At 68.2% G+C, this 12,503-nt stretch carries 13 protein-coding genes; 8 read left to right on the top strand and 5 right to left on the bottom strand.

The window, feature by feature from the left end:
- Nucleotides 1-39 precede the first annotated feature (39 nt).
- Complete coding sequence (locus ACFPFG_RS02990) at nt 40-1,269, bottom strand: nucleoside recognition domain-containing protein (RefSeq protein WP_312379127.1); 1,230 nt, start codon at nt 1,267-1,269, stop codon at nt 40-42.
- Nucleotides 1,270-1,417: 148 nt separating this feature from the next.
- Between ACFPFG_RS02990 and ACFPFG_RS02985 the strand changes: the two genes are divergently transcribed.
- On the top strand, nt 1,418-1,813 hold the full coding sequence (locus tag ACFPFG_RS02985) for a VOC family protein (RefSeq protein ID WP_183017863.1): 396 nt from the start codon (nt 1,418-1,420) through the stop codon (nt 1,811-1,813).
- 19 nt (nt 1,814-1,832) lie between these two features.
- Here the strand turns inward: ACFPFG_RS02985 and tam are convergent, their stop codons facing one another.
- Nucleotides 1,833-2,606 (bottom strand): trans-aconitate 2-methyltransferase, encoded by a 774-nt coding sequence (tam, locus tag ACFPFG_RS02980; RefSeq protein ID WP_380104972.1) that lies wholly within the window; start codon nt 2,604-2,606, stop codon nt 1,833-1,835.
- A gap of 107 nt (nt 2,607-2,713) precedes the next feature.
- Between tam and ACFPFG_RS02975 the strand changes: the two genes are divergently transcribed.
- Nucleotides 2,714-3,622 (top strand): LysR family transcriptional regulator, encoded by a 909-nt coding sequence (locus tag ACFPFG_RS02975; RefSeq protein ID WP_310889364.1) that lies wholly within the window; start codon nt 2,714-2,716, stop codon nt 3,620-3,622.
- Between the two features lie 9 nt (nt 3,623-3,631).
- On the opposite strand, the gene ACFPFG_RS02970 is transcribed toward ACFPFG_RS02975, so the two are convergent.
- Nucleotides 3,632-4,549, bottom strand: coding sequence for a LysR family transcriptional regulator (locus tag ACFPFG_RS02970; protein ID WP_183017866.1), 918 nt, complete (start codon nt 4,547-4,549; stop codon nt 3,632-3,634).
- 75 nt (nt 4,550-4,624) lie between these two features.
- Between ACFPFG_RS02970 and ACFPFG_RS02965 the strand changes: the two genes are divergently transcribed.
- The 5 genes from ACFPFG_RS02965 to ACFPFG_RS02945 all read left to right on the top strand — a co-directional run bounded on the left by ACFPFG_RS02965 (nt 4,625) and on the right by ACFPFG_RS02945 (nt 9,694).
- Nucleotides 4,625-5,494, top strand: coding sequence for an HpcH/HpaI aldolase/citrate lyase family protein (locus ACFPFG_RS02965; protein WP_380104969.1), 870 nt, complete (start codon nt 4,625-4,627; stop codon nt 5,492-5,494).
- An 81-nt stretch (nt 5,495-5,575) separates the two neighbouring features.
- A complete protein-coding gene (locus ACFPFG_RS02960; protein WP_312379135.1) occupies nt 5,576-6,571 on the top strand; it encodes a tripartite tricarboxylate transporter substrate binding protein in 996 nt (331 codons plus the stop codon).
- 58 nt (nt 6,572-6,629) lie between these two features.
- Nucleotides 6,630-7,793, top strand: a complete 1,164-nt coding sequence (locus ACFPFG_RS02955) for a CoA transferase (protein ID WP_312379136.1) — start codon at nt 6,630-6,632, stop codon at nt 7,791-7,793.
- Nucleotides 7,793-8,638 carry an amidohydrolase family protein gene (locus ACFPFG_RS02950; RefSeq protein WP_380104966.1) on the top strand — a complete coding sequence of 282 codons (846 nt, stop codon included), beginning with the start codon at nt 7,793-7,795 and terminating at the stop codon, nt 8,636-8,638. Before ACFPFG_RS02955 ends, ACFPFG_RS02950 begins: the two co-directional genes overlap by 1 nt.
- Before the next feature lie 63 nt (nt 8,639-8,701).
- Nucleotides 8,702-9,694: a tripartite tricarboxylate transporter substrate binding protein gene (locus ACFPFG_RS02945; protein WP_380104964.1), complete on the top strand. Its 993-nt coding sequence runs from the start codon at nt 8,702-8,704 to the stop codon at nt 9,692-9,694.
- A gap of 20 nt (nt 9,695-9,714) precedes the next feature.
- On the opposite strand, the gene ACFPFG_RS02940 is transcribed toward ACFPFG_RS02945, so the two are convergent.
- Nucleotides 9,715-10,860, bottom strand: a complete 1,146-nt coding sequence (locus ACFPFG_RS02940) for a PQQ-dependent sugar dehydrogenase (protein ID WP_380104962.1) — start codon at nt 10,858-10,860, stop codon at nt 9,715-9,717.
- Between the two features lie 227 nt (nt 10,861-11,087).
- Here ACFPFG_RS02940 and ACFPFG_RS02935 point away from each other — a divergent pair, with 227 nt between their 5' ends.
- A complete protein-coding gene (locus ACFPFG_RS02935; protein WP_380104960.1) occupies nt 11,088-11,789 on the top strand; it encodes a YebC/PmpR family DNA-binding transcriptional regulator in 702 nt (233 codons plus the stop codon).
- 72 nt (nt 11,790-11,861) lie between these two features.
- On the opposite strand, the gene upp is transcribed toward ACFPFG_RS02935, so the two are convergent.
- Nucleotides 11,862-12,491 (bottom strand): uracil phosphoribosyltransferase, encoded by a 630-nt coding sequence (gene upp, locus ACFPFG_RS02930; protein ID WP_012205354.1) that lies wholly within the window; start codon nt 12,489-12,491, stop codon nt 11,862-11,864.
- Nucleotides 12,492-12,503 lie beyond the last annotated feature (12 nt).

Raw genomic sequence — 12,503 nt, 5'->3', positions numbered from 1 at the left:
GTCGAATCTCGTTGAGATGATATGCAATCCACTGTGCTGTCAGCCAAAGAACTTGTAGCAGACCACGATGGCCGCCACCACGCCGGCCAGTTCGGCGATGAGGGCGCAGGGCACGGCGTGGCGGGCGCGCTGTATGCCTACGGCGCCGAAGTAGACGGCCAGGACGTAGAAGGTGGTTTCGGTGCTGCCCTGGATGGTGGCGGCCACCAGGGCGGCGAAGCTGTCCACGCCCTGGGTCTGCATGGTCTCGATCAGCATGGCGCGTGCCGCGCTGCCCGAGAAGGGTTTGACCAGGGCCGTGGGCAGGGCGTCCACGAAGCGGGCGTCCATGCCCAGGGCATCGACCACCCAGCGTATGCCCGACAGCGCGTACTCCAGCGCACCCGATGCGCGGAACACGCCCACGGCGCAGAGCATGGCCACCAGGTAGGGCAGCAGGCCCCTGGCCACGTCAAAGCCTTCCTTGGCGCCCTCGATGAAGCTGTCGTAGACCGCGACCTTGCGCCAGGCGCCCAGGGTGACGAACAGCACGATCAGGGCAAACAGCGTCAGGTTGCCCAGCAGCGATGACAGCTGCGCCAGCGCGGCCGCCGACAGCGTGGCCAGAAAGGCCATGAAGCCCGCCAGCGCCAGGCCCAGCGGCAGCAGATAGCCCAGCACCACGGGGCTCCACAGCGGCAGCCTCTGCACGGCGGCCACGGCCAGCAGGCCGACCAGGGTCGAGGCCGAGGTGGCCAGCAAGATCGGCAAAAAGACCAGGGTGGGATCGGGCGCACCCTGCTGCATGCGGTACATGAAGATGGTCACGGGCAGCAGGGTCAGCGACGACGCATTGAGCACCAGGAACAGGATCTGCGCATTGGTGGCGGTGTCGGGCCGGGGATTGAGCTCCTGCAGCGAGCGCATGGCCTTCAGGCCCATGGGCGTGGCCGCGTTGTCCAGTCCCAGCCCGTTGGCCGCGAAGTTCAGCGTGATCAGGCCCAGGGCCGGATGGCCGCGCGGCACCTCGGGCATGAGCCTGGCGAACAACGGGCCCAGCACGCGCGCCAGCCACTCCACCACGCCGGCCTTCTCGGCGATGCGCAAAAAGCCCAGCCACAGCGTCAGCGTGCCGAACAGCAGCACCATGACCTCGACCGACAGCCTGGCCATGGCAAACAGCGCCTGCACCATGGCCGAGAAAATCCCGGCCTGGCCGCCGACCAGCCATTGCGCCAGCGCAGCCACGGCTGCCACCATAAAAAAGCCCAGCCACAAGGCATTCAGCATGGATTCCCGTCCCTCGCGAGGCAATTGCAAGCCGCCATTGTGGGGCCAGCCGCAGGGCTTACGGGCCAGGGCGGCAGGGCATTGACAGGGCTCCGTTATCCTCGCGGCCCCGTGGTCCGAGGACCGCACCATTGCTGCAAAGGATTCCATGCCCCAGGTGATAGGACAGGTGAGCGTCGCCGTGCGCGACTATGACGAGGCGCTGCGCTTTTATGTGGGCGCGCTGGGCTTCGTGCTGATCGAGGACACCGCCCTGTCCGAGGGCAAGCGCTGGGTCACCGTGGCCCCCGGTGGCGGCGGTGTGCGCCTGCTGCTGGCCCGCGCCACGAACGAGGAGCAGGCCGCGCGCGTGGGCAACCAGACGGGCGGGCGCGTGTTCCTGTTCCTGCAGACCGACGACTGCCTGCGCGACTTCGAGGCCTACCGCTCGCGCGGCGTGCGCTTTGTGCAGGATCCCCAGCGCAAGCCCCACGGCACCGTCGCCGTGTTCGAAGACCTCTACGGCAATCTGTGGGATCTCATCGGGCCGCATCCGGCGCGCTGAGGGCCGAAGGCGCGCTGCTTCAGCGGCTGGCCACGATGAACAGTCGGGGGAAGGGCAGCAGCACCGTGCCATCGTCCAGCGCGGGGTAGGCCTGGGAGATGGCCTGCAGATACGCTGCGTGGAAGCCGGCCTTTTGCTCCTCGTCCAGCGGCGCGACGAAGGGACGCAGCGCCGAACCCTTGAACCACTCAACCACCGCGGCATGGCCGCCCGCCAGCGGGTGGAAGTAGGTGGTGCGCCAGACATCGACGTTGCTGCAGTGCGGGCGAAGCAGGGCGTAGTAGAAGTCCGCGCTGTGACGTGCGGGGTGGCGCACATCGCCAATCCTGGCAGCCCAGGGGCCGCTGGCGGCCACTTCGCGCGCCAGCCGGTGGGCCGGTTCTTCCAGGTTGTCCGGTGTCTGCACGGCCAGGCTGCCACCGGGTGCCAGGTGGCTGACGAGGCGCGGGTAAAGCCGCTGGTGGTCGGGCAGCCACTGCAGCGAGGCATTGGCCAGGATCACGTCCTGCGGCTGGTCGGGCTGCCAGGTGGCGATGTCGGCCAGTGAGAAGGCCGTGCCCGGCAGCCGCTTGCGTGCGGCATCCAGCATGTCCTCGGAATTGTCCAGTCCCGTCACGGTGGCCCCGGGGAAGCGCTGGGCCAGGACCTCGGTGGAGTTGCCGGGGCCGCAACCCAGGTCCACGGCCAGCCGCACGGCGCGGCCAGGCAGATCGGGAATGACGGCCACCAGGTCGCGCACGGGGCGCGTGCGTTCCTGCTCGAACGTTGTGTACTGCTTTGCGGACCAGGTCATCGTGTTGCCTTTCAGGTAGGTGTGTTTGTGGGGCGCGAGCGTAAATCCGTCCATCCATGATTGCAAATGCCACAATTGAAGTCTTCCCATACCTTGAAAGTATTGATGTGCCCGAGCTTCGCCAACTGCGCGCCTTTGTCGCCATCGCCGAGGAAGGCCACATCACGCGTGCGGCCGAGCGCCTGGGCATGCAGCAGCCGCCGCTGACGCGGTTGCTGCAGGGCCTGGAACACGAATTGGGCGTGGAGCTGGTGCAGCGCCTGCCGCGCGGCGTGCGGCCCACGGCGGCGGGGCTGGCGCTGCTGGAAGAGGCCAGGGCGCTGCTGGAGCGCTGTGATGTGCTGGCCGAGGTGGTGCGCCGCGCCGCCCGGGGCGAGACGGGCCGGCTGGCCGTGGGCTTTACCAGTTCGGCCGCGCTGCATCCCTTCGTGCCCGGCGTGCTGCGCATGTTCCGCCAGCAGGTGCCCGGCGTGGCCGTGGCGCTGGAGGAGGCGGGCACGGGTGAACTCATGGATGCATTGCTGCACGAGCGGCTGGACGCGGCCTTTGTGCGCTCGCCCCTGCATGGCAGCCAGGGGCTGCAGGCCGTGCCGATTCTGGAGGAGCCCATGCTGCTGGCCCTGCCGGCAGGGCATGCGCTGGCACGCCCATTGCGCCGGCCCGTGCCTTTGCCGCAGCTCGCCTCGGAGGATTTCGTGCTGTACCGGCGCAGGGTGGGGCAGGGCCTGTACGACGCCATTCTCAAGGCCTGCCTGGAGGCGGGCTTCAGCCCGCGCGTGGTGCAGGAGGCGCCGCGCATGACGGCCACGCTGAGCCTGGTCTCGGCAGGGCTGGGGCTGTCCATCGTGCCGGCCTCCATGCAGCGCCTGCGCAGCGACGGCATTGTCTACCGTGGGCTGTCGCAATGCCCCGGGCTGGCCGCTCCGCTGCATCTGGCCACGCGCGTGGGCGATGCGTCGGCCGTGCTGCGCAGGTTCCAGGACCTGGTTGCCGCTGCGGCCGTGGCGGAGTCCTGACGGCGCGGGCTACGGCGTCCTGGTTGCTGCGCGTGCGGCAGCGCGCGGGCCGCCGCGCTGCCTGACCACGGTGCGCGCGCATTCCACCAGCCTGTGGATCAACGGCAGCCGTGCCGACGAGCGCAGCCACATCACGCCAAAGCGCCGCGACTGCGATTCCTCGGGCAGGGCCAGGCGCACCACGCCCTGGCCATCGGGCAGGTTCAGGGCCGTGTCGGGCACCAGCGAAACGCCCAGGCCGCGCTCCACCATCATGGCGATGGCCACCAACGAGCTCAGTTCAAAGCGCTCCTGCGGCGCAATCTGCGCGGCGCGCAGGTAGCGCTCCACCATTTGCCCGCCGCCCAGGCTGCGGTCATAGCGGATCAGCGGCTGGGTGCGCAGCAGCGTGTGCGGGTCCAGGTGCGCCAGCTGGTGCGGCACCAGAAGCACCAGCGGCTCCTCGCGCAGCAGCGTCCAGTCGAAGGTCTTGGCCAGGGCGAAGGAGGGGTGCAGGCACACGGCCGCATCCAGCTCGCCCTGCTGCACGGCCTGGTACAGCTCGCGCGTGGTGGCCGAGCGCAGGAAGACCTTGGTCTGCGGGCACTTCTTCACAAAGCCCGCCAGGATGTCGGGCAGCAGGCTGTGCAGGGCCGTATTGATGGTGCCTATCACCAGCTCGCCGTCGGCGCCCTCATGGTTGACATGGGTCTTGGCGTTGGCCAGCTCGCGCAGCAGCAGCGGGGCCGATTGCGCCAGCCGGTGGCCGGCTGGCGTGGGCAGCACGGTGCGCCCGGCGCGGGCCAGTAGCGGAGCGTCGAACTCGCGCTCCAGGATGCGGATCTGCTGGGCCACGGCGGCGGCCGTGATGTTCAGGCGCCGCGCGGCCTCGGCCATGGAGCCCGTCTCGACCACGAGCAGGAAGCTGTGCAGGTAGCTGGTTTCCATAAACAAAGAATTTGTGTGGTTTGAACAAATATTACCTGTGTTTCTCTTGGCTTTCTGCCGCCCACAATGCGGTGCATGAGAAGCAAACTGTTTGTTCCCGCATCGCGTCCCGAGCTGTTCGCCAAGGCCCTGGCCGGCGACGCCGATGCACTGTCCTTCGACCTGGAGGACGCGGTGGCCGAGGCCCGCAAGGACGAGGCGCGCGGCCTGCTGCGCAGCTTCCTGCTCAGCCCTGAAAGCCGGGGCCATGGCAAGACGCTGATCGTGCGCGTCAACGCCATGGAGACGCCGCATTTCGGAGCCGACATCGCCGAGATGGTGCGCGACGGCGTGCACCTCATCAACCTGCCCAAGCCCGAGACCGTGCAGCAGGTGCGCGAGGTCGCGCAGCGCATTGCCGAGGCGGCAGATGCCAACGGCGTGGCCCAGGTGCCTGGCCTGCTGCTCAATATCGAAACACCCCGCGCCCTGCGCTGCGCTGCCGAACTGGCCAGCGCCCATGCCAGCGTGGCCGGCCTGCAGATGGGTCTGGGCGATCTGTTCGAGCCCTTTGGCGTGAACCGGCGCGAGCCCGCCGCCATTGCCCAGGCGCTGTTTACCGTGCGCATGGCCGCCGCCGAGGCCGGCGTCTACGCCTACGACGGCGCCTTTGCCGACATCCGCGACAGCGAGGGCTTCAGCGCCGAGGCCCGCCTGTCGCGCGGCCTGGGCTTTCTGGGCAAGACCTGCATACACCCCAGCCAGATCGCTCTGGCCAATGCGGTCTACCAGCCCACCGAGCAGGAAATCGGGCATGCCCTCAAGGTGGTGGAGGCGGCCCGCCAGGCAGATGCCAACGCCCTGGGCGCCTATGTGGTGGACGGGAAGATGGTGGACAAGCCCTTTGTGCTGCGCGCCCAGGCCATCGTGGCTGCGGCGCATGCACAGGGGCTGCTGGGGGCCTGAATAGGGATCTGGCATTCCGGTGCACCGGCGTCCTGCATGCCGTGCACCACAACGACAAGAAACAGGACAGGAGACAAAGAGATGAGCATTTCGCATTGCCGCACGCGGCGCAGGCTGGTGGCGCTGGCCGCCATGGCAACGGTGGCCACGCTGGCTTCGCCGGGATTGATGGCGCAGGGCGCCTTCCCGTCCAAGGCCATCACCATGGTGGTTCCCTATCCGCCCGGTGGCTCCAATGACGTGTTCGCACGCCAGGTGGCCAAGGAAATGGGCGACGTGCTCAAGCAGACCGTGATCGTGGACAACCGGCCCGGCGCCAGCGGCAACACGGGCACGGCCTCGGTGGCCAAGGCGGCGGCGGACGGCTACACGCTGGTGGCGGTCTCGTCGAGCATGACCACGAATGCGGCGGTACAGGCCAAGATGCCCTTCGACCCCGTCAAGAGCCTGGCGCCCGTGGCCATGTTTGCCAAGGGGCCGCTGGTGGTGGCCGTCAACAATGAGTTTCCCGCCAAAACGCCTGAGGAACTGGTGCGCGCCATCAAGTCCCGCCCCGGCCAGTTCAACTACGCCACCTCGGGCACGGGCAGCATCAACCATTTCGCGACCGAGATGATGCGCTCCATGGTGCCGGGCATGGACATCATGCATGTGCCCTACAAGGGCCAGGGTCCGGCCGTGACCGATGTGATCGGCAACCAGGTGCAGATGCTGGTCTCCAGCGGCCCGTCCATCCTGCCCATGGTGCGCAACGGCAAGCTGCGCGCCATCGGCATCACCAGCCTCAGACCCAGTCCCATTGCGCCGGACCTGACGCCCATGGCAACGGCCATCCCGGGCTATGAATTCGATCTGTGGTGGGGGCTGCTTGCGCCCGCCGGCACGCCGGCCGACATCGTGGATCGCCTCAACCAGGCCGTGAACCAGGTGCTGGCCAAGCCGGCAATCCAGGCCAGCTTTCTGCGCGAAGGCGCCATTGCCAACCCCGTGACGCCGCAGCAGTTCGGCGAGGTGATCCGCACTGACGTGGCACGGTGGAAGCTGCTGGCCAAAGAGCGAAATATCCAGGCCGATTGAACCCGGCCTCTGGCGGGAGGCTTCGCATGCCTTCCTGCATCCCTATCAGGAGAAATGAATGAGTTTTGTGCCAGGTGAACGCCAGGGCCCGAAGGGGCCGCTCAGCGGCGTGCGTGTGCTGGACCTGAGTGCCTATATCGCAGGGCCCTACGGCTGCTCGCTGCTGGCCGATCAGGGCGCGGAGGTCGTCAAGATCGAGCCGCCCGTGGGCGACAACCTGCGCAAGTACCCGTCCACGCTGGAGGCGGAAAGCCGTGCCTTCCTGGGCGTGAACCGCAGCAAGTGGGGCATGGTGCTCGACCTGAAGAACGAGGCCGACCACGCCGTGCTGCTGCGCCTGGTACGCGAGGCCGATGTGCTGGTCCACAACTTCCGGCCCGGCGTGCCCGAGCGGCTGGGCATCGGTTTTGCGCAACTGGCCGCCATCAACCCACGCCTCATCTATTGCAGCGTCACGGGCTATGGCAGCCGGGGGCCGCTCAAGGCCAAGGCGGGCTACGACCAGGTGCTGCAGACCATGACCGGCATGTGTGCCATGCAGGGCAAGGCAGGCGGGCCGCCCGAGATTCTCTACGGCTCCGTGGTGGACTACTACGCCTCGGCCCTGGTGGCGGGCGGCGTGTCGTCGGCGCTGTACGAGCGCGAGAAAAGCGGGCTGGGCCAGCATGTGGGCGTGTCCCTGCTGCGCGCGGCGCTCACCATGCAGTCCGCGCGCATGGTCTGGGCCGAGGGCGAGCCGCGCGAGGTGGGGCGCGACATGCGCTCGGGCGGCATCACGGGCATCCACCCCACGCGGGAAGGGCATCTCTACATTTCGGCCAACACCGCGCATTTCTGGGCGGCGCTGTGCCGCAAACTGGATCTGCCCGAACTGGCCGGCGACGAGCGCTACGACTCCGTGCGCAAGCGCGCCCAGCACCGCGACGTGCTGGTGCCGCTGCTGCGCCAGGCGCTGGCGGGGCGCAGCGCGCTGGAATGGGAGGCCTTGTTCGGCGAGGAAGTACCCTGCGCGGCGGCCCGCACGGTGGAGGACATGTTCGACGACCCGCAGGTGCAGGCCGAGGGCATGGTCACCCGCTTCGAGCACCCGACCCTGGGCAGCTACCGGGGCTTTGCCGGCGCCGTGGAGTTCGACCGCACGCCCGGCCCGCCGGCCTTTGCCGCGCCCACGCTGGGCCAGCATACCGAGGCACTGAAGGCCGCCGCGCAAGAGGGCTGCTGATGCAGGCACTGCCCGCTGGCGCCTGCGACGCCCATCTGCATGTCTTCGATCCGCGCCTTGATACGCGTTTTGGGGCCGAGGCGCCGCAGGCCATGCGCGCGCATGCCACGGCTGCCGACTATGCGCAGCTGCGCGGCGCCATGGGACTGGAGCGCGCCGTCATCGTGCAGCCGCGTGCGCATGGCACGGACAACCGCGCCACGCTGCAGGCCATCGGGTCGCTGGGAGCCTCCCGCACGCGCGGCATTGCCGTGGTGCACCCCGATATCACCGACGCACAGTTGCAGGCGCTGCATGACGGCGGCATTCGCGGCATCCGCTTTTCGCTGCATACCGACCACGATGCCGTCGTGCGGCTGGACATGCTGGAGCCGCTGGCCGAGCGCATTGCCGCGCTGGGCTGGCATGTGCAGCTGCACTGGCTGGCCAGCCAGATCGAGGCCCATGCGGCGCTGCTGCAGAGGCTGCCATGCATCCTGGTGTTCGACCACATGGCGCGGCTGGCTGACAGTGCTGACGGCGCTGGCGTGCACCAGTCCGCCTTCGGCGTGGTCCGTGGGCTGGTGCAGCAGGGCAGGGCCTGGGTCAAGCTCTCGGGCCCGTATCTGAACAGCCGGGCCGGTCTGGCCGCAGGCTATGCCGACTGCGACGCGCTGGCGCAGGCCTGGGTGGCCGAGGCCCCGCAGCGCCTGGTCTGGGGCAGCGACTGGCCCCACGTCACCGAAGCTGCCCATCCGCCGCAGACCCCCATGCTGCTGGCGCTGCTGTCGCGCTGGATTCCCGATGCGGCGCTGCGCGCCCGCGTGCTGGTGGACAACGCCGCCGAGCTGTACGGATTCGATTGAGGGCGCGGGGGCATGCAAGCCCGCAGCCCAGGTTTTCACCATTGAGCAACAGGAGACAGGAACGTGAAGAAGATCAAGACACTGCGGCCCGCCATGACGGTGCTGGCCTTGGGTATGGGGGCGGGGCTGGGCCTGTTCCAGGGCACGCTGCATGCGGCCGACTATCCGGCCACGCAGGCCATCACGGTCGTCGTGCCGTTCTCGGCCGGTGGCGGTGCGGACAATGCGGCGCGCATCATCGCCAAGGCGCTGGGCGAGGTCTCGGGCCAGACCGTGGTGGTGGACAACAAGGCCGGCGCCAGCGGCGCCATCGGTGCCGCCCTCGTGGCGCGCGCCAAGGCCGATGGCTATACGGTGCTGTATGACGCGTCGTCCTTCGCCATCAACCCCGCATTGCGCAAGCTGCCCTATGACCCGGCCAAGGACTTCATTGCCGTGTCCCAGGCCATCAGCGTGCCCAACATCCTCGTGGCGGCGCCGTCCTCGCCCTACAACAGCCTGGCCGACTTCATGAATGCCGCGCGGCAAAAGCCCGGCAGGCTCACCTATGCCTCCTACGGTCCGGGCAGCCTGGCCCAGATGGCGACGGAACTGCTCAAGGCAGACGCCAAGTTCGATGCCGTCCACGTTCCCTACAAGGGCGGGGCGCCCGCCATCGTCGATGTCATGGGCGGCCAGGTCGATGTGTACTTCGCCAACGCCGCCTCCAGCATCAACTATGTCAAGGGCGGCAAGCTCAAGGCCCTGGCCGTGTCCTCGGCCAAGCGCATGCCGGACCTGCCCGACGTGCCCACGGTGGCGGAAAGCGGCATCAAGGGCTTCGAGGTGACGGAGTGGAACGGCTTCTTCCTGCCCGCAGGCACCGCGCCCGAGACGGTGCAGAAGCTGCAGGACCTGGTGCAAAAGGCACTGGCCTTGCCGGCCACGCGCGCCAGCCTTGAAAAGCTGGGCCTGACGCCCGTGGGCAGTTCCTCCGCCGCCTTCACGGGCTTCGTGGCGGCCGAGCGCAAGCGCTGGGAGACCGTGGTCAAGGCCAACGGCATCACCGTGCAGTGAGCCGCCGCGCGTGACGGGACTCAGGGCGTGGCGGTGATGCGCAGCAACTGCCCGCCCTGGGCGTCCGTCAGCAGGTACAGCCAGCCGTCAGGGCCCTGGCGCACATCGCGCACGCGCTGGCCCAGGCGCGGCAGCACCTGCTCGCTGGCCGTCACCTTGCCGGACCTGATCGTCAGGCGCTCCAGCCGCTGGAACTTGAGCGAGCCCACGACCAGCGATCCCTTCCATTGCGCCCCATACCGATCACTGGTCACGAAGGCCATGCCTGAGGGGGCGATCGACGGCACCCAGTAGTGCAGCGGCTGCTCCATGCCCTCCTTGCGCGTGATGCCCGCGCCGATCTTGCCGCCGCCGTAGTTCTCGCCATGGGTGATCACGGGCCAGCCGTAGTTCTTGCCCGCCTCGGGCCGGTTGACCTCGTCGCCGCCCTGGGGGCCGTGCTCGTGCATCCAGAGGCTGCCATCGGGTGCCAGCGCCGCGCCCTGGGCGTTGCGGTGGCCGTAGCTCCAGATCTCGGGCAAGGCATCCGCGCGGCCCGCGAACGGGTTGTCCCTGGGCACGCTGCCGTCCTTGGCGATGCGCACGATCTTGCCCAGGTGGCTTTTCAGGTTCTGGGCCTCTTCCTTGTAGCGCGAGCGTTCGCCCAGCGCCAGGAACAGCGTGCCATCGCTCTTGCCGTCCACCATGCGCTCCACGATGCGGCAGCCGAAATGCAGCGCGCTGGCGTACTTGGGGCGCTGCGAGAACAGCACTTTCACCTGCTCCAGCCGGCTGGCATCGTCGGACAGCCGCGCACTGGCCAACGCCGTGCTGTTCTTGCTGCTGTCGGCGCCGCTGCCGGGCTCGGAGTAGCAGAAGTACAGCTGGCGGTTGCGCGCGAAATCGCTGTCCAGCACCACGTCCAGCAGCCCGCCCTGGCCTGCGGCCTCCACGGCCGGAAGGCCTGCCAGGGGAGCGCCCAGCCTTCCGTCGCCCTGCACGATGCGCATGCGGCCCGGCCGCTCGGTCACCAGGTAGCGCCCATCCGGCAGGAAAGCCACCGCCCAGGGATGCTCCAGGCCGTCGGCGACGATTTCGGTGGAGAGGTTGGGGCTGCCGGCGGCCCACAGTGCAGCGGACAGGCCCAGGGTGCTAATGGCGATTGCGGCGGATAGGGATGGCGGCATGCCGATGTTCCTGTGAAGAGGGGGCAAGAGTCGGGAGGCTTTGTCAGGCAAGCATCATGCACGACGCGGCCAGAGCCTGCGGCGCCCTGTCAACCACTGCGCAAAAAGCCCGCGCAGCCACTTGCGCGGGTGTATAAACAGCGCTCTTTCGGCGCCGGGCCGGGTCCCTGCGTGGGGCGGTCGGCGGCGCCTCCTACCCACCAGAGAATCCGCAAGGGAAAGCAGCCATGGGCGCGCAATGGAAAGCAAAGGGCAAGGCGCTGGTCGCCGATGCCAAGGGAAAGCTGTTTGGCAAGCTGGCCAAGGAAATCATCGTCGCGGCGCGCGCCGGCGCCGATCCGGCAGGCAACTCGCGCCTGCGCATGGCCGTGGAAGCCGCCCGCAAGGCCTCCATGCCCAAGGACACGCTCGAGCGTGCGATCAAGAAGGGTTCGGGCGTGGGGGCCGATGCCGTCAACTACGAACGCGTGGTCTATGAAGGCTACGGCCCCAACCGCGTGCCCGTGATGATCGAATGCCTGACCGACAACGTGAACCGCACGGCGCCCAACATGCGCGTATGTTTCCGCAAGGGCCAGATGACGGCCGTGGCCTGGGACTTCGACCATGTGGGCATGATCGAGGGCGAGCCCGAAGGCGGTGCCGATGCCGAGCTGGCTGCCATCGAGGCCGGCGCACAGGACTTCGAGCCCGGCGAGGAAGAGGGCACGACGCTGTTCATCACCGACCCGACGGACCTGGATACCGTGAGCAAGGCGCTGCCGGCCCAGGGCTTCAAGGTGCTGTCGGCCAAGTTGGGCTACAAGGCCAAGACGCCGGTCAGCATGACCAGCCTGTCGGCCGAGCAGCAGGAGGAAGTGCAGGACTTCCTGGCCGGCATCGAGAACGACGATGACGTGCAGCACGTCTACGCGGGCCTGGTGGATTGATCCCGCTGCCCCCCGCTCCCCAGCAAAAAAGCCGCACGATGTGCGGCTTTTTTGTGGGTGCGGGCGCCAAGCCTACTTGGTGCCGAAGATGCGGTCGCCCGCGTCGCCCAGGCCCGGCAGGATGTAGCCGTGCGCGTCGAGCTGGCGGTCCACGGCGGCCGTGTAGATGTCCACGTCGGGATGGGCCTTTTGCATGGTGGCCACGCCTTCGGGCGCGGCCAGCAGGCACATGAACTTGATGGACTTCGGGTTCAGCTGCTTCAGGCGCGCCACGGCGGCTGCGGCCGAGTTGCCAGTGGCCAGCATGGGATCGACGACCAGCACGTCGCGCTCTTCCATCTCGGAGGGCATCTTGAAGTAGTACTCGACGGGCTGCAGCGTCTCGGGGTCGCGGTACAGGCCGATATGGCCGATGCGCGCGCCGGGCACGACGTTGAGCATGCCGTCGAGGAAACCGTTGCCGGCGCGCAGGATGGACACCAGCACCAGCTTCTTGCCGTCGATGACCTTGCCGGTCATGGTCTCCAGCGGGGTCTCGATCTCGATGTCCTGCAGCGGCATGTCGCGCGTGATCTCGTAGGCCATCAGCGTGGACAGCTCGCCCAGCATGCGGCGAAAGCTGTTGGTGCTGGCTTCCTTGCGGCGCATCAGCGTGAGCTTGTGTTGGACCAGCGGGTGGTCGATCAGGTGCAGAGTACTCATGGTTTTCTTCTG

Source organism: Delftia deserti (genome assembly GCF_042653485.1).
Taxonomy (GTDB): domain Bacteria; phylum Pseudomonadota; class Gammaproteobacteria; order Burkholderiales; family Burkholderiaceae_C; genus Comamonas; species Comamonas acidovorans.
This window is presented reverse-complemented; position numbering and strand designations above follow the sequence as displayed.